This window comes from Niveispirillum fermenti (genome assembly GCF_052474395.1).
Genome location: NZ_CP156678.1, coordinates 889,913 through 909,997, shown reverse-complemented (window position 1 = coordinate 909,997; position 20,085 = coordinate 889,913). Strand labels below are relative to the sequence as shown.

15 protein-coding genes are annotated in these 20,085 nt (G+C 65.2%); 7 read left to right on the top strand and 8 right to left on the bottom strand.

Annotation, left to right across the window (positions count from 1 at the left end; genetic code table 11):
* Positions 1-130: 130 nt before the first annotated feature.
* Positions 131-1,735 carry a GMC family oxidoreductase gene (locus tag ABC728_RS03440; RefSeq protein ID WP_416619622.1) on the top strand — a complete coding sequence of 535 codons (1,605 nt, stop codon included), beginning with the start codon at positions 131-133 and terminating at the stop codon, positions 1,733-1,735.
* Between the two features lie 59 nt (positions 1,736-1,794).
* Here ABC728_RS03440 and ABC728_RS03435 read toward each other — a convergent pair whose 3' ends face one another.
* From ABC728_RS03435 to ABC728_RS03410, 6 genes are all read right to left on the bottom strand, one after another.
* Entirely contained in the window at positions 1,795-4,686 is a 2,892-nt protein-coding gene (locus tag ABC728_RS03435; RefSeq protein ID WP_416619623.1) for a TonB-dependent receptor domain-containing protein, read from the bottom strand.
* A gap of 230 nt (positions 4,687-4,916) precedes the next feature.
* On the bottom strand, positions 4,917-5,714 hold the full coding sequence (locus ABC728_RS03430; protein WP_416619624.1) for an amidohydrolase family protein: 798 nt from the start codon (positions 5,712-5,714) through the stop codon (positions 4,917-4,919).
* A complete protein-coding gene (locus tag ABC728_RS03425) occupies positions 5,711-6,643 on the bottom strand; it encodes an amidohydrolase family protein (RefSeq protein WP_416619625.1) in 933 nt (310 codons plus the stop codon). Before ABC728_RS03425 ends, ABC728_RS03430 begins: the two co-directional genes overlap by 4 nt.
* Positions 6,644-6,653: 10 nt before the next feature.
* On the bottom strand, positions 6,654-7,982 hold the full coding sequence (locus ABC728_RS03420; RefSeq protein WP_416619626.1) for an MFS transporter: 1,329 nt from the start codon (positions 7,980-7,982) through the stop codon (positions 6,654-6,656).
* 73 nt (positions 7,983-8,055) lie between these two features.
* Complete coding sequence (locus ABC728_RS03415) at positions 8,056-8,967, bottom strand: DUF6282 family protein (RefSeq protein WP_416619627.1); 912 nt, start codon at positions 8,965-8,967, stop codon at positions 8,056-8,058.
* 58 nt (positions 8,968-9,025) lie between these two features.
* Entirely contained in the window at positions 9,026-9,910 is an 885-nt protein-coding gene (locus ABC728_RS03410; protein ID WP_416619628.1) for a hypothetical protein, read from the bottom strand.
* 277 nt (positions 9,911-10,187) lie between these two features.
* Here ABC728_RS03410 and ABC728_RS03405 point away from each other — a divergent pair, with 277 nt between their 5' ends.
* Genes ABC728_RS03405 through ABC728_RS03385 form a run of 5 tightly spaced genes read left to right on the top strand, consistent with a single transcriptional unit; the run spans position 10,188 to position 15,775 of the window.
* Positions 10,188-10,970, top strand: a complete 783-nt coding sequence (locus tag ABC728_RS03405) for an HpcH/HpaI aldolase family protein (protein ID WP_416619629.1) — start codon at positions 10,188-10,190, stop codon at positions 10,968-10,970.
* 6 nt (positions 10,971-10,976) lie between these two features.
* Positions 10,977-13,112 (top strand): acetate--CoA ligase family protein, encoded by a 2,136-nt coding sequence (locus ABC728_RS03400; protein WP_416619630.1) that lies wholly within the window; start codon positions 10,977-10,979, stop codon positions 13,110-13,112.
* A gap of 13 nt (positions 13,113-13,125) precedes the next feature.
* Positions 13,126-13,986, top strand: coding sequence for a p-hydroxycinnamoyl CoA hydratase/lyase (locus tag ABC728_RS03395; RefSeq protein ID WP_416619631.1), 861 nt, complete (start codon positions 13,126-13,128; stop codon positions 13,984-13,986).
* A gap of 20 nt (positions 13,987-14,006) precedes the next feature.
* Complete coding sequence (locus ABC728_RS03390) at positions 14,007-14,348, top strand: carboxymuconolactone decarboxylase family protein (protein WP_416619632.1); 342 nt, start codon at positions 14,007-14,009, stop codon at positions 14,346-14,348.
* 5 nt (positions 14,349-14,353) lie between these two features.
* Complete coding sequence (locus tag ABC728_RS03385) at positions 14,354-15,775, top strand: aldehyde dehydrogenase family protein (RefSeq protein ID WP_416619633.1); 1,422 nt, start codon at positions 14,354-14,356, stop codon at positions 15,773-15,775.
* A 10-nt stretch (positions 15,776-15,785) separates the two neighbouring features.
* Here the strand turns inward: ABC728_RS03385 and ABC728_RS03380 are convergent, their stop codons facing one another.
* Positions 15,786-16,253, bottom strand: coding sequence for a YkgJ family cysteine cluster protein (locus ABC728_RS03380; protein WP_416619634.1), 468 nt, complete (start codon positions 16,251-16,253; stop codon positions 15,786-15,788).
* Positions 16,254-16,351: 98 nt separating this feature from the next.
* On the opposite strand from ABC728_RS03380, the gene ABC728_RS03375 reads away from it, so the two are divergent.
* Positions 16,352-17,080, top strand: a complete 729-nt coding sequence (locus tag ABC728_RS03375) for an SDR family oxidoreductase (RefSeq protein WP_416619635.1) — start codon at positions 16,352-16,354, stop codon at positions 17,078-17,080.
* Between the two features lie 53 nt (positions 17,081-17,133).
* Here ABC728_RS03375 and ABC728_RS03370 read toward each other — a convergent pair whose 3' ends face one another.
* Complete coding sequence (locus ABC728_RS03370; RefSeq protein WP_416619636.1) at positions 17,134-19,956, bottom strand: TonB-dependent receptor plug domain-containing protein; 2,823 nt, start codon at positions 19,954-19,956, stop codon at positions 17,134-17,136.
* Between the last annotated feature and the right edge of the window lie 129 nt (positions 19,957-20,085).

The window sequence follows — 20,085 nt, the reverse complement described above, 5'->3', positions numbered from 1 at the left end:
CCGTCTCGAATTGATGGATGGATAGGATGTCGGCGCGTGCGGCCGGGTGGACGCCTCGGCGTCTCTTCGTTTGCTATTGTTGAACATATTCCGTTATTGTGCAACACCCCTTTTGGATTTGTGAGGAACCGTGACGCAGAAGTTCGACCACATCATCGTCGGCGCCGGGTCGGCGGGCTGCGTGCTGGCCAACCGTCTCAGTGCCGATGGCACCCGCCGCGTGCTGCTGATCGAGGCGGGCGGCTCCGACGCCAGCCCCTTCCATGCCATGCCGCTGGGCTTCATGGCGGCCATGGCCGACCCGGCCAAGGATTGGGGCTATGCCACGGAGCCGGAGGCCAACCTTGACGGGCGCAGCCTGCCCCTGCCGCGCGGGCGCGTGCTGGGCGGCTGTTCCACCACCAACGGCATGATCTATATGCGCGGCCACGCCCGTGATTATGATGAATGGCGCGACATGGGTTGTCCCGGTTGGGGCCATGATGATGTGCTGCCCTATTTCCGGCGGATGGAGAGCAGTTGGCGCGGGGCCGGTCCCTATCATGGCGGCGACGGCCCCCTGTCCGTCACGCAGGTACGCCATCCGGCCTTGCTGACCGATGAGATCCTGCAATCCGCCACCGCCGCCGGCTTCCCGATCAGCGACGATCTCAGCGGGGAACAGCAGGAGGGTTTCGCCTTGAGCGAGGTGACCATCACCCGCCAGGGCCGGCGGGCCAGCGCCGCGCAGGCCTATCTGCGCCCGGCCCTGAAGCGACCCAACCTGACCCTGCTGTCCGGGGCGCAGGTGACGCGCATCCTGTGGGAGGGGAAGCGGGCCACCGGCGTGGAATATCGCCGTGACGGCGCGATGGCGCAGGTCCGGGCCGACCGCGACATCATCCTGTCCGGCGGGGCCTACAATTCCCCGCATCTGCTGATGCTGTCCGGGGTGGGGCCGGCGGCGCATCTGCGCGACCATGGTGTCGATGTGCGGGTGGACGCGCCGGGCGTCGGCCAGAACCTGTCCGAACACCCACTGGTCTATGCCGAATTCGCGGCCGCCGCCGATACGTTCCTGAAACAGCTCCGCTTCGACCGCGCCGCCCTCTCCGCTCTGCGCTGGGCCTTGCTGGGCACGGGTCCCTTCGCCTCGCAGGTGACAAGCTGTGCCGCGCTGCTGAAGACCTTGCCGGATCTGGAACGGCCGGATATCCAGCTGATGGTGATGCCGGTCCGGCTGGATGCCAAGCTGTGGATGCCCGGCGTGCGGCGGCGCCTTGCCGACATGTTCTCCGTCATGGTGATCCAGTTGCACCCGGAAAGCCGGGGGCAGGTGACGTTGCGTTCCGCCGATCCGGGCGACAAGCCGCGCGTCCATCTGAACCTGCTGTCGCATGAGCGGGATTATGCCGAACTGCGACGCGGTATCCGGGTGCTGCGCACCCTGTTTGGCAGCGGTCCGCTGGCCTCCCTGGCCACGCGGGAAACGAAGCCTGGCATCGATCGCCAGAGCGATGCGGACCTGGATGCCTTCATCCGCGCCAATCTGCGCATCACCCAGCACCCGGTCGGCACCTGTCGCATGGGCATGGATGACGCCGCCACCGTCGATCCGATGCTGCGCGTGAAGGGCGTGGCGAACCTGCGGGTCGTCGATGCCTCCATCATGCCCACCGTTCCCGGCGGCAATACCAACGCGCCCGTGATCATGGTGGCGGAGAAAGCGTCCGACCTGATCCTTGGTGAGCGATAAAAGAAGGGCGCCGGTGCGGTTCACGCAACCGGCGCCCTGTCGAGGGGATGGGAGAAAGCTCAGAACCGCGCCCGCGCGCCGATGACCCAGAAACGTCCGCGATTGTCGAAGAAGGGGGAATTGGCGATGGTCGGCTGCACGATGCCGTTCGGCGTGATCGGCGGTGCCTCGTTGGTCAGGTTTTCCACCGAGCCATAGATCGTGACATTCGCCGTCGCATCCCAGGCGATGTTGGCATCGAAGTAATTGATGCCGTCGATGCGGTTGTCGGCAATGTCCAGAACGGTCCGGTTGAACCGCGTGTCAATCTTGCCGCCGGAAATATAGCGATAGCCGACCCCCAGCTTCCAATCATCGAAGCTGTAGCTAACATTCAGGTTCACACGCCATTCCGGCACGCCCTGCGGCGGCGGGGAAATGCCGGCCAGCCCGACATAATCGTTGGTTACACCATTGGCCGTGGTGGCCAGCTTGTCGGCATGGTTGACCAGCAGCCGCAGCCGCATGTCACCGTCAGCACCCGCCATTTCCAGCGGGAAATTATACTCCATCTCCAGATCCTGCCCCGCCACCTTCTGCGAGTTGGCGTTGAAGGGGATGATATTGACCCGGGTGATGATGTCGTTGGTCTGGGTTACCCCGGAACAGAAGACGCTCTGTCCCCGGAAGCAGAAATTCACGATATCCTGTGCCGAAATGACCGAGATCGCGTCCTTCACCTTGATATTGTAATAATCGAAGGACGCGCGGAAGCCGCTCAACCAGCCGGGTTGATAGACGACACCCACTGAATAGGTATCGGCCTTTTCCGGCAGCAGGTCGGGATTGCCGCCCGTGATCTGCGTCGTCTGGCGGCCGATATTGGTGCGCGGATCGATGATCTGGTTGATCACCTGATTGCCGCGTGAGAATAGTTCGTAATTGTTGGGTGCGCGTATGTCGCGGGACAGGGTGCCACGGAAGCGGACATCGGCCACGGGCTCGTAATTGCCGCCGATCTTCCAGGCCCAGACCGTGCCGCTGGTCGAATAATCCGTGTACCGGGCCGCGCCGTTCAAATCCAGCTTGTTGGCGAATGCCGCCCCGTCGGCCAGCGGCACCACCACCTCCGCATAGCCTTCCTTCACATGGTACTTGCCACTGAAGGGCTGTGCGTTGATGGAACGCCAGCGGCTGGCGGCAGAATTGGCGTCCGACGTCTGAACCGTCTTTTCCGTGCGATATTCCGCGCCCGCCGCCACCGACACCGGCCCCGCCCAGGTGGTGAAGGGAGAGCCGGAGATGTTCGCGGCATAGACTTCCTGCCGCATCTCCGCGAAAGTGGTGGAGGTGCCGTGGTAATAGGCCTGGGCCTGCTGGGTGATGGAACCGGCGCCGAACGGGTTGATCGGGATACAGCCCCGAATATCGCCATACGGGTCCCGTGCCGCCGTGGGGTTGGGATTGTTCAGCAGCACGCGACAGATGGGCTGTCCCGTGGCCGGGTTGATCACGCTGTCGATGCCATAGGTCCAGCGCTGGGCGATGCGGTTGTTCAGCGCCGCCTGGTCATAGGTGTTGCGGGTGATCTGTCCCGTCGCGCTCCAGGTCCAGTTGCCGGCCAGAATGCCCTCGGCGCCAAAGCTCCAGCGCCGGGCCTTGGTCGTGGTCTGGAAGATGGAATTGCCATCCTCCAGGTTGATGCGGCCAAAGGGGATGCTGGTCAGGCCCAGCGAGGCCATCGCCGCCCTCACCGAGCCATCCAGAAAGGCATTGTCGTTGCGGATGGTCAGCGTGCCGGTATCCGGGTTTGCGGCCAGATCGGATTCCGCCTGCACCTCCGAATAGAGCATGTCGGCGAACAGGGTGATATCGTCGCTCACCTCGAAGCTGACACGGCCATAGCCGCTTTTGCGTTCGATTTCCGGCAGAAGGTTGCCGCCGTCGATCACCTGATAGCCGTTGCCGCCCTGCATATAGGTGCCGCCGACATTGGTGCCGTATTCAAACGGCAGGGGCTGGCCGTTCGGACCGAATTGCACGCCCGTGCCGGGTGCGAAGCCCAATTGCGCCGCCAGGCTCTGGGCCAGCGTGTTGCGCCCGCCCTGCAGGCCGACCACGCCGCCGGGCGTCATCTGCGAGAACACGCCATTTTCGACGATCAACAGGCGCGGCTGGCCGTTGGTGGGGGTATAGGCGGCGTTGGTCAATTGCACCGTGCGGTTTCGGCCCCAGGGGCGCTCCGCCTGGCTGGTCTGGCCGGAATTATGCAGGAAATCGGCCGCCAGGGTGGCATGCAGCTTGCCATCCAGAAAACCATGGCCCACCGCGACGCTGGCCTTGGGACGGCGGAAATCACCATAATCGGTCACGCCATAGGAAATATCGGCCTTGGCACCCTGGAACGTCTTGTCCAGCACGAAATTGACGACGCCGGCCACCGCGTCGGATCCGTAGGCGGCCGAGGCGCCGCCCGTCACGATCTCCACATTCCGGATCAGCGCGACGGGAACGATGTTGGTGTCGATCGTGCCGGCGGGATCGGTGGCCCCGACGCGGTTGCCGTTCATCAATACCAGCGTGCGCTGGGTGCCCAGGCCGCGAAGGTCGGCATTGGACGCGCCGATGGGTTCGCTCGACTTGCCGATATTCTGGTTGACCTTCAGTTGCGGCACATCGCGCAAAAGGTCGGACACGGTGCTGACGCCCCTGTCCTGCATCTCCACCGCCCCGACGGAGGTCAGGGGCGTGGGCGCCGTGAAACCGGAAATGCGCGTGCCCGTGACGACGATTTCATCCAGTGCCTGCATCGGTTCCGCACCGGACGGTCCCGCCGGCTGCTGCGCCGCGGCCAAGGGGGCCGCCAGCGGGGCGCACAAGGCCAGCAGGCTGACCATGCCCAGCCTGAACGACCGCCCGCCGCCGTTGCGCGGCATATCTGCATGGGAACCGGCGCACATCTCCTGAACCATTTGTTCCTCCCCGCCGAATGACGATCATTCGGCCTGTATATTGTTCGTTGATTTCATATTGTGTTCGTCTATGACGAACAGTCCAATGCCACTATCGGCAAGACCGATAACGGGGCGGCATTGGTAGCGGGAGCATCCTGCCCCGGCCGGAACAAGGGCGCGGCGCAGGGCCACGCCCGATGGCGACTGCCGCTCCGGTAGACACGACAGCAGTCACCGCCGCGCGGTTTTCAGAAGAAGCAGAGGCGCAGGGCGGCGTCGGAAATCCGGCGTCGAACGGCCGCATCGGGGACCAGTTCCTGGAACTGCGCCAGGGTGTCGCCATAGGAAATGGCACTTTCCTTGCCGACAAAGGGCGCGTCACTGCCCCATAACAGGCGGTCCCCGCCCGCTTCGGCCAGAAGCCGGGCCGAAGCGGCCCGGCGAAGGCCCGGTCCCAGCCGGAAGCCGGCAGAAATCTTCACCCAGGTCCGTCCCCCCGCGACGGCCCGCAGGATGGATTGGAAGCCGTCGCCGTCCATGCCATCGGGCGCGCGCAGCAGGCCGAAATGGTCGACCACGACATCGATCCCGTGGGCCGCCAGGACCGGCAGGACGATGGCCTGCTGATCGGCGCTGGCGTTCAGTTCGACATGCATGCCGCAATCGGCCAGACGGTTCAGGAATTTTCGATAAGGGAAACTGTGGAAATCAGGCGGTGCCGCATCCACCTTCCATTGCATGCGCACCCCCACGACACCCTGGTCGCGCAGGCTGCGGATGGTTGCGGCATCGGTCTCCGGCTCCAGCATCACGGTCGCGCGCAGGCGCCGGTATCGGGCCAGCGAGGTCAGCGTATAGTCATTATAGTCGCCATAGAGGCTGGCGGCCGTGACGATGCCGAACGCGACCCCGTGCCGGTCCAGGTCGGCGATGAAATCCTCTGCCGTATATTCATAATCGGGCCGGATCCAGGCATCCTCCCGGAAGGGCATGCGCCGCGTGATGATATGGGCGTGCGCATCGACGATGGGCGGATCGGCAATCATGATGCTGCACGCTCCCCTGCTGGTACAGCCCCGCGCTGGAACAGGCCGCACGCCGTGTCATGCAGGAACAGGCGCCGTTCCTTCGCGTTCAGCAGGGCCGCCGCTTCCCGCGCCTGTGCCACCATGTCGGCATAGGTTTCCAGGGTATTCCCCACGTCGGAACCCCACATGACATGGTCGGCGCCCATGATATCGACAGCCCGCCGGACAAAGGCGGCATGATCCACGCCTGCCTTGTCGAACATCCGGAAATTGATGGTGGTCAGCTTGTAATAGACATTGCGGTATTCCCGCATGGCCACCAGCGCCGGGACCAGGCCCAGTTGTGACCGGTCGTCACCGCCGCTCGGCCATCCGAAATGGTCCAGCGCGATGCGCAGGCGCGGAAAGCGGCGGGCAAGACCGGCGATGCGGCATAGCGGCGCCGGCGCGGCCACGCCGGGCGCATACATCACCACCATGGTCAACCCATGGCGATCCGCGACCTGCCAGGTCCGCAACGCGGCCTCGCTGTCCAGCCAGGGATAGGCACCGGTTTCGTCGGGATAGCCGAACAGGCGCAGCCCGACGATATCGTGCCGGAGAACCATCCCTTCCAGAACCGTCGGCGTCTCCGGGTCCTGCGCATCCAGCATCACGACGGCGGGCAGGCGTCCCGGATGGGTGTCGGACATGTCCAGCAGGTAGCGGTTATCCTTCTTGTAGATCGTGTTGTACTGCACGGCGGACCCGCCGGTAACACCACTTTCCGCCCACCATCGCAGCAGGCGCTCGGCCGTCACCGGCTCCGCCGCGATGCGCCGGCGGAGATTTTCCTCGCCTTCCCGCGCATTGCGGGTGTCCATCGGGTATCGGGCTTCGTCGTTGGTGAACACATGGGCGTGGGAATCGTAAACCGGGTCCCCGCCGATATCGATGATCGGGTTCATGGCGCACCCCTCAGACTGACGCGGGCGCCGGGGTGGCATCGGCCTTCCGGCCCAGCACCAGCATGGCCACAGCCGGGACCACGCACATCACGGCGAAGAATGCGAAGGCTGCCACCCGCCCGATATCCGCATCCAGCAGCAGGCCACCGATGAACGGCCCCAATACCGCCCCCGCCCGGCCGAACCCGACGACGAACCCAACACCGAAGGTGCGCAGATGCGGCGGATAATGGGCGATGGTGGTCAGGAACACACCCGTATAGGAGCCGACCGTGAAGAAGGTCAGGGTGCAGGCCAGGCCGATCATCACGGGCACGCTGGCCTGGATGCCACCGAACACGACCAGCACCCCCCCCATCACGATGAAGAAGATCGCCGTCAGCCGTTCTTCCCCGACGCGCTTGGCAAAGATGCCGAATACCAGATGGCCCAGCGAGCCGGCAACCCCCTGCAGAACACCGGCATAGCTGGCCTCGGTCGGGGTCAGCCCTGCCTCCACCAGCACGGTCGGCTTCCAGTTCAGCAGGAAATAGCCGACCACCGCATAGATGAAGGAAGCGGTCCACATCAGAATGGACAGCCGCCGCACATCGCCGGACAACAAGGCCACGGCCCGGTTCTGCTGCTTGCGCGCCCGTTCCGGCGGCGGCGGCAGCCGGTCCAGCGGCTGATGGCCCAGACCGGTCATTATCCGGTTCATGCGCGGCAGGGCGTTCTTCGGCTGTGCCGTCAGCAGATAGGTGGGAGATTCCCACATGAACAGCACCAGTATGACGAGAAGCGTGACATTGATGCCGGCCCCGACAACGAAGACCGACCGCCAGCCATATGGTTCCAGCAGCAGACCGGTGATGGCCCCGCTCAACGTCATGCCGATGCTGAACCCCGTGTGCAGGATCGACAGCATCAGGTTGCGCCGGTCATCATTGGCATATTCGGAAACCAGCACGTTCAGGCTGACCACCAGCATCCCCAGCCCGATACCCATCAGGAATTTCAGGAAGGTCAGCATCTCCATGGAGTTGGCGACCGCCGATGCGGCGTGGGAAAGGGTGATGCCGGCCAGCGCCAGGAAAGTGACACCACGTCGGCCGATACGTTCCGCGATGGGGGCGGCGCCGAAGGCACCGATGGCCAAACCCAGCGACCCCATGGAGAACAGGATACCCAGCGCGGTGCGCGGCACGCCCCATTCCGCCGTGAACAGCGGCGCCGTATAGGCCGCCGACATCATGTCATAGCCTTCGGTGACGTTGATCAGGCAACAAAGCCCGATGATGACATATTGCCGGAAACGCATCGGCATCTTGGCGATGACGTCCAGCGGATTGGCCGACATGATCGTTTCTCCCTGAATTCCGACTTTGGTGTCGTTGCGGGGCAACGGCGATGCGCCGCCGCCCCTGGGGCCATCATTCCGCAGCCGACCGCTGCCGGCCGGGTTCGTCCAGCCCGACCAGCCGGGCGGCGTTCAGGCCGATCATCTTGCGGATGTCATCATCGGAATAGCCCAGGCCGATGCACATGCCGATGACATGGCGGAACCCGTCCACCGGTGACGGATTGCCCACCTGGCCCAGGTCCGACCCGATGATCGTGCTGTCCACGCCGCCGGCCTTGATCACCTGATCCAGGCTGTCGGCCGTGTAGTTGCGCCCCTGCACGCCTGCCCACATGCAGCAGGAATGTTCCAGAAGCGCTCCCATGGCGGCCAGTTCCTTCATGTCGGCGGCATTCGCGTCGATCAGGAAGGTCGGATGGTTGACCAGAAGGCGCTTGACGCCGCGCTTCTTCGCTTCCGTGAACAGGGGCCAGATCTCGCTGATATGCAGGTGCCCGGCCGACAGGATGGCGTCATAGCTGGCGATCAGGTCCAGGATGACCTTCGCCTCGTCCACCAGGGCACCGCGATTATCCACAACGGACAGCGCCGTGGGCGCCAGCATCTGCTCCTTGGTGGGCAGGAACTGGCGACGGTGGGAATGGCGGATATGGTTGGCGGCGGAGAAGGTCGGCATCCAGACCAGACGCGCGCCCAGCTTGAACCCATGTTCCACGGCATAGGGGTTGAGCCCGCCCGTGGTGTTGTTCAGCGGCACGCCGGTCAGCAGCTCGATCTTCGGCTTCATCGTCTCCTTCAGAAGCTCGGCCACCGGTGTGACGGAATAATAATGGTCCTTGAACAGGATGGCGCGCAGGCCGGCCGCTTCGGCCTGATGGGTCGCCTCGACATGGTTCAGGCTGCGCGGCATCACCGAAGGCCCGCTGTGGCAATGCAGGTCCACGGCACCGATCAGCAGCGATTCAATCCTGGGGTCAGTCATCTCTTCCTCCCATTTCACGGGGGCCGCGTTGACCGCGGCTCGTGCTTGTCTGTTCAGGTCAGCGTTCGGGGGCGGGATAATCCGCCGCGTTCAGGACCCAGCCTTCACGCGCCGAAAAATCGCGCCGGGGCGGGCAGAAAGCATCCAGAAGCCGGTTGAGTCCCGGTGCCGTGCCCTGTGACGTGTGTGTCGCCGGTGGCGGGATCACGGCAACCGACGGGGCGGCACAGAATTCATGCTGGTCATCCAGCCAATGCGCACTGTTCCCGGTCCAGGGCCAGCGCAGATGGTGAATGAACTCGCCCGCCGTCGCGATGGAATATTGTTCGAAATCATCATGATGATGGGGCGACAGGTCGGCGGGGTCACGCGGGCCGGGCCGGCCGCTGGTCAGGTTCACCATGATGGTGGAACAGCGGTAAAGGCGGCCGAACCGCCCCGGCTGGGCCGGCACATCACCGGCATAGACACGGATGCGCCAACCGTCGACCGGATCGGGCCAGGATACAAGGTCCGGCACATTGGGGTCGGGCGTTGCAAAATCGGCCGCATTGGAACAGCGGGCCGCAAGGTCCGTGGCCCGCGTGGTGATCAACCGGTAGACTTCCCCCTTCCCCAGCGCGCGTAGCTGGCTGTCACCGGGGGGAATGAAGGCAACGCAGGGGCCCTGCGCCGTTTCCACCTGCCCGCCGGCCGTTATTTCCACCGAAAGGCCGGAATCGGGCAGGACGACAGCATATTCATCCACCTGCCCCTGCCGGGACAGCAGGGCACCAGCAGACACACGGCTGTAGGCCACGATCAGATTCTGTCCCCGTGCCAGCCAGGTCTGGACATTGTCGCCTTCCTCGGCCGGGGTTTCCGCGTAAAAGCGGCCATAGGACGCCGGTTTGAAGGGGGTTGCCGGCGGCTTCGGCGCCGGTGGCGCCAATGCGGCCCGCAAGTCGTTCTTTCCGTACACACCGCCTCCCAGGAACATTTTTGCAAGTCCGGCATGGACTGATTGCAGCAGTAGGAAGGCATCGGCATCTTCCGTCTAATTCTTTTTGACCGTGCGATTGATGCCGCGACGGCATCGGTTGGCCTGCAAACGGCTTCGATGCCGCATCGTTATCGATCGCGGCCGCAATCAGCATTTGATTCCCCCCGCCGATTGCATTGGATGAACGCACGGCAGACGTCCCCACCCCGAAGAGACGTCGCCTGTCGGGAGATGCGTTGTGATCAACAGTCTAGTCAAGCGGCGCCTGGAAAATGACGAGCCGACCTTCGGCACCTTCGTCAAGTTCCCGGCGCCCAACCTTGTCGAGATGATCGGCCTTGCGGGCTTCGACTTCATCATCATCGACAGCGAACATGCGAATTTCACGCATGGCGAGATCGAAGACCTGATCCGGGCGGCCCAACTGGTGGGTATCAGCGCGATCGTCCGTACCGCCGACGCGGGAGAGGCCAATATCCTGCACGCGCTGGACAGCGGAGCCAGCGGCATCCAGGTGCCTTCCCTGTCGACAGCGGCGGAGGCGCAGGCCGTGATCCGCCGCGCCAAATATCATCCGCTGGGCGAGCGCGGCTGGGCCCCTGGCTGCCGGGCCGGCGATTACGCATTCACACCGCCCAAAACCTATATCGAGCAGGCGAACCGCGACACCCTCGTGGCCGTGCATGTGGAAAATGCGCGCATGGCCGCCGATATCGACGCCCTTTGCGCCCTGGATCACCTGGACGTAGCCTTTATCGGCACCGGCGACCTCAGCCAGTCGCTGGGCCATCCAGGGGAGCCGGAGCATGCGGACGTGCAGGCGGTCGTGGACCGGGTCGTGGATGCCTGCCAGCGGGCCGGCCGGCATTTCGGCGTGGTGGCGGGCAGCCCGGACAGCCTGAAAGCCGGGATCGACCGCGGCGCCCGCTACATCGCATGGCAGTCCGACATGGTCATGTACAAGAACGCGCTGAAGGGGGCGGCGGACCGGTTCGCGCCCTTCCGCACCAACCGACGGTAGGTCTGAATGCAGACGTCGAATTTTGAGACGGGAGGGCAGCCGCCTTCCCGCATGGACCTGACGCGCCTGCTGCGCCCCCGTTCCATCGCCATCGCGGGCGCATCCCCCGAACCGGCATCCGTCGGCGGGGCGGTGCTGCGCAACATCACCGGATCCGGCTTCACGGGAACCGTGCATCTGGTCAGCCCGACCCGTGCGGAGATCAACGGCACCCCCTGCCTGCCATCGATCCAGTCCCTGCCGCACGGCGTGGACGTGGCCGTGCTGAACGTTCCGCGCAAGGCCGTTCGGGAGGCGGTGGAGGCCTGTATCGAACGCGGCGTCGGCGGTGCCATCGTCTTCGCCGCCGGCTTCCGCGAAGCGGGGGAGGAAGGCGCGCGCGAGCAGGAGGAAATCGCCGAAATCTGCCGTGCCGGCGGCCTGGCGCTGCTGGGCCCCAATTGCATGGGTTTCGCCAACTATGCCAGCGGCGCCGCGCTCAGCTTTGAATCGCTGGAGTTCCAGCCACTGGCGGCCGGGCCGCATATGGCTATCGTCGCCCAGAGCGGGGCCATGGCCTCCAACATCCGCTCTGCCCTGCTGGCGCGGGGTGCCCGCATCTCTCATGTCGTATCGACGGGCAACGAAGCCGTGGTCCGCATCGACCATGTGATCCGCCATCTGGTGGCGGAAGGCGCCAGCCTGATCGCCGCCTATATTGAACAGATACGCGATCCCGCCGCCTTCCTGTCGGCCGCACGCATGGCACGGGAAGCGGGGCGGCCGCTCGTCATGGTCCATCCGGGTGCCAGTGCGTCGGGCCGCGCGGCGGCACAATCCCATACCGGCGCCATGACCAGCGACCATGCCGTGATGAAGGCCGCCGTGGAGGATGAAGGCGTCATCCTGGTGGAAACTATGGACGAGCTGTTCGACGCGGCCGCCATCCTCTACCGTTTTCCGGCACCGGCCGACGGGGCCATGGCCATCATCACCAATTCCGGTGCGGTCCGGGGCCTCAGCCTGGATTTCTGCGAAAAGATCGGGCTGGAGGTCGCCGCCCTGGGCCAGGAGACGCTGGACGGTCTGCGCGACCTGCTGCCCCCGCAATGCGAGGCGTCCAATCCGCTGGATGTCGGCATCGCCGGCTTCTCCGACGCCGGCGTTTTCGCCCGCACGACGGAGGTGATGATGGCCGATCCGGCCGTCGGGGCCGTGCTGCTGGCCCTGGCCGGCGGCGGACCGTGGCAACAGCGCGCCAAGGCCGACGCGATCGCCCCCCTGGCCCGTGTGGCGCCAAAGCCCGTGGCCGTCGCCATCATCGGGGACGAGGCACCGCTGGATCCCGGCTGTATCGGCCCGTTCCGGGCAACCGATACGCCGCTGTTCCGTTCCCCCGACCGCGCGCTGCGGGCCTTCGCAGCCATCCAGCGCCAGGCGGGGGCGGCGGCAAGGATCGCCGGCCGCACCCCGTCACCCGGTCCGGGTTCCCCCCTGCCCCGCCCCGGTTCGCTGCCGGAATATGAAGGCAAGGCGCTGCTGGCGGAATTCGGCGTCCGTGTGCCGCGCGGCGTGCTGGTCTTCCGCGACGTGGATTCCGCCGCCCAGTTGGCGGGCCGCATCGGCTACCCCGTCGCCATGAAATTGCAGGCCCCCACCTTGATGCATAAGAGCGAGGTTGGCTGCGTCATCATTGGCGTCAAGGACGAGGCAGCCCTGCGTGCCGGCTGGCAGCGCCTGATGGACAATGCCCAGCAAGCCCTGCCCGACGGTGCCATCGATGGCATCCTGATCGAGGAGATGGCGCGCTCCGGGCTGGAACTGGTCATCGGTGGGCGCAACGATCCCGAATGGGGTCCGTTCGTCGTGTTCGGCCTGGGCGGTGTCTGGGTGGAGGCGCTGGACGCCCTGGAGATGCTGCCCGCCCATGCCAGCCGCGCCCAGATCCTGGAAAGGCTGCAAGAGATGCGCGGCGCCAGGCTGCTGGGTCCGTTCCGCGGCCAGCCGGCCCGCGATGTCGATGCCGTGACCGATGCCATCCGCGCCGTGGGCAATATCCTGCGCGCCCATCCGAGCATCAAGGAAATCGACGTCAACCCCCTGTCGGTCTTCGCCCAAGGCGAAGGCGTCATGGCGCTTGACGCCCTGTTCATCGCAGATTGAGGAGACATTCCCCGTGACGACAGCAGAAGCCATCGAGACCACGAAACCCATCCCCGGCGGACGGGAAGTGCTGGTCGAATTCGACGACGGCATCGCCTGGGTGCAGATCAACCGCCCGGCCAAGCGCAACGCCATGAGTGTCGGGCTGGCTCAGGAAATGAACGAGGTGCTGGACGCGCTGGAAACCGACGAGCGCTGCGGCGTCATCGTGCTGACCGGCGTGGGCGAGGCCTTTTCCGCCGGCATGGACCTGAAGGATTTCTTCCGGGCCACCGACGGGCTGGGCGATATCGAACGCCACCGCGCCTATCGTGCCACCCGCGCCTGGCAGTGGCGGACCCTGATGCATTACGCCAAGCCCACCATCGCCATGGTCAATGGCTGGTGCTTCGGCGGTGCCTTCACGCCCCTGATCTGCTGCGATCTGGCCATCGCCGACGAAAAGGCTGTGTTCGGCCTGTCGGAGATCAATTGGGGCGTCATTCCCGGCGGTGTGGTGTCGAAGGCCATCGGTACCGTGATGGGCGACCGTCAGGCATTGTACTATGTCATGACGGGCGAGCAGTTTGACGGTGCCAAGGCTGTGTCCCTGGGGCTGGTCAACGAGGCGGTGCCCAAGGAAAGGCTGCGCCAGCGCACCACCGAACTGGCCCGCACCCTGCTGGGCAAGAACCCGACCGTGCTGCGTCAGGCCAAGCTGGCCTATAAATATTCGCGCGAGATGAACTGGGAGCAGGCGTCGGAATATCTGACCGCCAAGGTCGACCAGACCAATTTCGTCGATCCGGAGCGCGGCAAGGAACAGGGGCTGAAGCAGTTTCTGGACGAAAAGACTTTCCGCCCCGGCATGGGCACCTACACTCGGCCTGAATAAACAGCGAGGAGCGAGCGCAAATGAAAAGGCCGAGCAGCAACAAGGGCAGCGAACTGGCGGCGGTGGCCCCAGCCCTGGTCGAACTGACCGATCGCGTCCTTTACGAGGAAGTCTGGGAACGTCCGGGCCTGTCCAAGCGCGACCGCAGCCTGGTCACCATCGCGGCCCTGGTTGCGATGTACCGGCCCGAGCAGTTGCCGGCCCATCTGGGGCTTGCCCTGGATAACGGCCTGACGAAGGAGGAGATCGGCGAGGCCCTCGCCCATCTCGCCTTCTACGCCTCCTGGCCGTCTGCCATCACCGCCAGCCGCAAGTTCCTGGAGGTCGTCCAGGCGCGCGAGGCGGCAGCAAAAAAGGAGTGAACCCCGTGGACGGTCCCCCCGCCTTCCTGCTTTCCATCGATGGCGCGGGCGTGGCCGCCGCGTCGGATTTCCCCGTGATCGACCCGGCCACGGGGGAGCCCTTCGCCCGTGCGCCGGACGCGACCGAGGCGCATCTGAACCAGGCCGTCGCCGCCGCGCGCCGCGCCTTCGCCAACTGGCGGGATACCGACAGCGATGGCCGCCGAGAAGCCATGAAAGGGTTCGCCGCCGCCATCCGCGCGGAAAGGGAGCCGCTGGCAGCACTGCTGACCCGTGAACAGGGCAAACCCCTGGCCGCCGCGCGGCGGGAGGTGGAGGCCGCCGCCGAACGGATCGCCGGCATGGCGGCCCTGGATATCGGCGGCGGCTATCTGCGAGAGGGACCGTCCGGCCCAGTACGCCTGGATTATGTGCCCATGGGGGTCGTCGGCGTCATCGCGCCCTGGAACGCCCCGCTGATCCTGGCCATGCAGATGGTGGCGCAGGCACTGGCGGCCGGCAATGCCGTGGTGGTCAAGCCGTCGCCCTTCACACCCCTATCCACCCTGCGCCTGGGAGAGATTGCGGCCCGCACCCTGCCGCCGGGTCTGGTCAATACCTTGTCGGGCGGGAATGATCTTGGCCAGTGGATGACGGGCCATCCCGGCATCGACAAGATCGCCTTCGTCGGCTCCACCGCCACCGGCAAGAAGGTGATGGCCGCCGCCGCGGACAGCCTGAAGCGCGTGTCGCTGGAACTGGGCGGCAACGATGCCGCCATCGTCCTGGACGATGCCGACCTGGATGCCGTGGCACCCCGCCTGTTCGCCAGCGCCTTCATCAATAGCGGCCAGATTTGCATGGCCGTGAAGCGTGTTTTTGCCCAGGCCCCCATCGCCGATGCCCTGGCCGAGGCGCTGGCGGTGCTGGCGCGGAAGGCGCGGGTGGGCGGCGGGTTCGACCCGGATGTGGAACTGGGGCCGGTGCAGAACCAGCCGCAATTCACCAAGGTGATGGCGCTGATCCAGGACGCGCGGGACCGGGGCGGCCGCTTCCTGGCCGGGGGCATGGCATTTGACCGGCCCGGCTATTTCATCGCGCCGACCATCGTCACCGGCCTTCGCGAAGGTACCAGGCTGGTGGATGAGGAACAGTTCGGCCCCGTCCTGCCCATCCTGTCCTTCGACAGCGATGATGAGGCGGTGATGCGCGCCAATGCCACCCGCTTCGGTCTGGGTGCCTCGGTCTGGAGTGGCGATCAGGCGCGGGCGGAAGCGCTGGCCCGACGGCTGGAGGCCGGGACCGTCTGGATCAATGCCCATGGTGGGGCGGCCCCCGACCTGCCCTTCGGCGGGTTCAAGGAATCCGGCATCGGCCGGGGCATGGGCGTGGCCGGCCTGCGCTCCTATGCCGAAATCCGTGTCATGCATGGTGCCGGCGGGGCCTGACCCGCCGGCATCAGCGTTTCTTCGGCACGGGCAGCGCTGCGATCCGCTCAAACGCAGCGACCTGCTGCGCGGTGTCCAGCACATGTTCCAGACCCAGGTCGCGTGCCCGCTGAAGCCGGTCCTTTCCGCGCGCCAGCAGTGCGTCATCGTATACATCGCCCCGGCGGCGGAGAATTTTCCGGGTGCGGCCTGAAAGCTGTTCCAGCGCCAGCGCCGTGCGCGCGCAATGGAAACGGCGGCAGACGGCAGGCCGCCTGTCATGGATCGAACAGCCGGCTTCCGTCAGATAGACGCAATCGCCCGTCGCCGGATCGCGCCGCAGCGCCGGCACCGCCCGCCCCGGATAAAGGGCCGAGGCGATGGGTTCCCAGCGGTAGAAGGACAGATCGTCCCCTGCGTCGGGATGCAGGATCACCTGATCGTTCCGGCAGCATTGGATGCAGCCGTCACACGGGATGGCGTTCTGGTCGAGTGGCATCCAAGCCCCATCAACATTCGACAATATAGAAATGATTTCAACAATAGCGCATTCGACCCATCCGGCCGAGTGCGACCCGACAAAGCGGAGGATCGAGAATGCTGAACCTTTCCCGTCAAGTGGCCCTCGTGACCGGCGCCAGTTCCGGCATCGGGGCGGCCATCGCCCGCAAGCTGGCGGCGTCCGGCATGGCGGTGGCCCTGGTCGCCCGCAGCCTGGATCGGCTGGAGACGATCGTCGCGGAGATCGTATCGGCCGGGGGTATGGCCCGCGCCTATCGGGCCGATGTCGCCCGGGAAGAGCAGGTTGAAGGCGCCTTTACGGCGGTGGCCCGTGATCTGGGCGCGCCGGACCTGCTGGTCAGCAATGCTGGCATTGCCGACAAGACACCGCTGGAGGATTTGAGCCTGGCGCGCTGGCAGGCGGTGCTGGATGTCAATCTGACCTCCGCCTTCCTGTGCTGCCGCGCGGCGGTGCGGGCCATGAAGCCGCGCGGGCGGGGGCGCATCCTGCTGGTCGGCAGCATTTCCGCGCTGGTGCCGCGCGAACATACGGCTGCCTATACTACCACCAAGTTCGCCCTGGACGGGCTGACGCGGTCCATCGCGCTGGATGGACGGGAGCATGGCATCACGGCAGGGATCATCCATCCCGGCTCCACCATGACCAGCTTCGTTCCCGGTCTGGGCCGGCATGGGGCCGACCAGACCATGCGGCCGGAACAGGTGGCCGATCTTGTCCATTGCATCGCGGCGATGCCGCCGGAGGTCAATGTGCTGGAATCCGTCATCCTGCCCATCGGGCAGCCCTTCCTGGGTCGGGGCTGATCCGGCAGGCGGCGCCTTGGGGCCGGGTTCCACCGGCCCCAAGGCGCCTGGCATCAGAACCGGAACCGTGCCCCGATGGCATAGGCACGGCCGATCCGGTCGTAAAAGGCGGAGGAGGCGTAGCTGGGTGCCGTGACGGCGTTCGGCGTCATGGGCGGTGCGACGTTGAACAGATTGTCGATGGCACCGTAAATCTCCACCGCGTCGGTCACGTCGATCTTGGCATTGATATCGACATAGGTACGCGAGGGCACGGAATTGTCGGGAATATCCACCCCTTCCACATAGCCCGCGTTCAGCTTCCCGCCATCGACATAGCGCAGCAGCACCCCCAGAGCGAACCCACTGCCCGCATAATCGGCCGACAGCGACGCCCGCCATTTGGGAATGCCGCCGGCCGGTCCCAGCGTCCCGGTGCTGCCCACCACACCGGCATAGTCGGTGGTGACCCCGTTGGAGGTGACGGTCAGTTCATCGATATAGGTCGCCAGGCCCCGGACCGTGATCCGGCCATCGGCCATGTCGAAACCATACATGGCTTCCATGTCGAAGCCCTTGGCCGAGGAGCGCGCCGCGTTGATCAGCGTGGCCTGCACCCGCGAAATGACATTGCCGTCGAAGGTGATGGCGCCGCACAGGTCGGTCTGCTTGCGGACAAGGCAACCATCCACGATCTGCTGGCCGTTGAGCGAGGTGATCGCATCACGGATATTGAAGGAGAAATAATCGAATGAGGCGCGGAAGCCCGGCAACCAGTCGGGCTGGAACACGGCACCGCCCGTGAAGGACTTGCTGCGTTCCGGCCGCAGGTCGGGATTGCCACCGGTCAATTGCAGCGTGGTCAGCGCGACATTGGTTTCCGGGTTGGTGATGGTGTTGAAGAACTGGTTCTGGCCGGAGAACAGTTCATTGATATTGGCCGCCCGGATGTCGCGTGACAGGGTGGCCCGCAGCCGCACCTCGTCGATGGGCTGATAATTGGCGCCCACCTTCCAGGTTTCCACCCTGCCGCTGGTGGAATAGTCGGTGACGCGGCCGGCCAGGTTCAGCTCAAGCGACCTAGCCAGCGGCGCATCGACCAGAAGCGGGGCCACAAGCTCCATATAGGCTTCCTTGACGTTCAGCGATCCGTCCAGCGCCTGCGGATTGACGGTCTTCCAGCCGGAACGCTTGGAGACATCGTCATTGGTGGCCCGCACCGATTCACGCCGATATTCGGCACCCGCCGCCATCGACACATCACCCGCCCAGGTCGCGAAGGGCGAACCCTCCACATTCACGGCATAGACATCCTGCTTCTGCCGGCTGTCCAGGAAGGCCGTGCCGCCGATATAGTCCAGTGCCGCCTGTGAGACAGAACCGGCACCGAACAGGTTGATGGGCACGCAGGCGCGGATATCACCATAGGGGTCCTGTGCCGCCGTCGGGTTGGGATTGTTCAGCAGCGCCCGGCAGATCGGCTGGCCCGTGGCCGGATTGATGACGGAATCCACGCCCAGGTTGAAACGGTTATTGTTCCGGTTGTTGCCATCCTCGCGATAGTAACGCACCCGGCTGAACTGCGCCGACGCATCCCAGCGCCAGCCATCGCCGAACCGGCCGTTGGCGCCAAGGCCATAGCGCTGGATGGTATTCTCCACGCTGTTGGTGAAGGCCCCTTCCTCCGCACCGACGCGACCGATCCGGAAATTCGACTGGTTGTTGGCGACCAGGATGTCCCGGATCTGGCTGGGCAGGAAGGCATTGTCCCGCTGGATGGTGATGTTGCCATTATCGGTAGCCGTCGTGCCGTCGGAGAAGATGTCGGCACGCGAATAGAGCGCGTCGGCGAAGAAACTGACATCCTCTGTCGCATCGAAGCTGAGGCGGGCGAAGCCGGTACCGCGTTCGATCTCCGGCGAGATGTTCGACGTGTCGGAGAGCGAGGCGCCGTCCCCGCCCGACATATAGGTGCTGCCGACATAAGTACCGCGATTGAAGGGCAGCACCGTGCCGCCCGGTCCGAATTGCAGGTTGCGCAGCGCCGCGATGCTGTTGGATGCGGTCACGCCGCCCAGGGTCATCTGCGAGAAGCGCGCATCGGGTGCGATGACCTGGCGGGTCTGGCCCGGCGTGCCGGCAGCCGGGTTGGTCATGATCGCATAGCCACCGCGGGCCCAGGGACGGCTGGCCTGTGCCAGTTGCCCGTCATCCTTGAAATAATCGCCGGCGGCGACCAGATGCAGGCGTCCGAACGCCTTGCCCACGGCAACCGATGCCGCCGGCTTGTGGTGGTCGTCATATTTGGACTGGCTGTACTGGACGGACCCCTTGGCCCCTTCGAAACGGTCATCCAGGAAGATGTTGACCACGCCCGACACGGCGTCGGAGCCATAGGCGGCGGATGCGCCACCGGTCACGATCTCCAGCCGTTTGATCAGGGCAGCCGGGATGACATTGATGTCGATGCCACCGGTCGGGTCGGTGGCCGCGAAGCGGCGCCCGTCGACCAGCACCAAGGTGCGGTTGGGGCCCAGGCCGCGCAGGTCAAAATTGCTGGCGCCGATGGGCTGGCTCGACTGGCCGGTATTCTGCACCGGCTTCAGCGACGGCATGTCGAACATGACATCCGCGAGGTTGCGGATGCCGCGGGCTTCCAACTCCTGCTGCCCCACCGACGTCACGGGTGTCGGCGCCGTGAAACCGGTGATGCGCGTGCCGGTAACGATGATTTCCGTCAGTTGCAGCGGTTCGGCAGCCATTTCCGCGTCCTTGTCCTGTGCAAACGCGCCGGCCGCGGACAGAAATCCGACCGAAAGCGCACACAGGGCCACGGCCGCGGCCCGTTGCCGGCTCCTGAAACCGTACATAGTCAGGATATCATTTCGATGCAGCATTCCGCCCTCCCCTTTTATGGTCTTGGCCTCCGACAGGCCTTGCTTTTGCAGCACATTCGCACGAAGCACGGTTAACCCGTCCAATCGTTTATATCGCCGGGATTGATACCCTTGCGGCATCATAACGAA

What these genes read in the sequence shown, in the direction of transcription:
- ABC728_RS03435 (WP_416619623.1), bottom strand. Translation starts at nt 4,686, where the DNA reads ATGGTTCAGGAGATGTGCGCCGGTTCCCATGCAGATATGCCGCGCAAC.
- ABC728_RS03430 (WP_416619624.1), bottom strand. Translation starts at nt 5,714, where the DNA reads ATGATTGCCGATCCGCCCATCGTCGATGCGCACGCCCATATCATCACG.
- ABC728_RS03425 (WP_416619625.1), bottom strand. Translation starts at nt 6,643, where the DNA reads ATGAACCCGATCATCGATATCGGCGGGGACCCGGTTTACGATTCCCAC.
- ABC728_RS03420 (WP_416619626.1), bottom strand. Translation starts at nt 7,982, where the DNA reads ATGTCGGCCAATCCGCTGGACGTCATCGCCAAGATGCCGATGCGTTTC.
- ABC728_RS03415 (WP_416619627.1), bottom strand. Translation starts at nt 8,967, where the DNA reads ATGACTGACCCCAGGATTGAATCGCTGCTGATCGGTGCCGTGGACCTG.
- ABC728_RS03400 (WP_416619630.1), top strand. Translation starts at nt 10,977, where the DNA reads ATGCAGACGTCGAATTTTGAGACGGGAGGGCAGCCGCCTTCCCGCATG.
- ABC728_RS03390 (WP_416619632.1), top strand. Translation starts at nt 14,007, where the DNA reads ATGAAAAGGCCGAGCAGCAACAAGGGCAGCGAACTGGCGGCGGTGGCC.
- ABC728_RS03380 (WP_416619634.1), bottom strand. Translation starts at nt 16,253, where the DNA reads ATGCCACTCGACCAGAACGCCATCCCGTGTGACGGCTGCATCCAATGC.
- ABC728_RS03375 (WP_416619635.1), top strand. Translation starts at nt 16,352, where the DNA reads ATGCTGAACCTTTCCCGTCAAGTGGCCCTCGTGACCGGCGCCAGTTCC.
- ABC728_RS03370 (WP_416619636.1), bottom strand. Translation starts at nt 19,956, where the DNA reads ATGCTGCATCGAAATGATATCCTGACTATGTACGGTTTCAGGAGCCGG.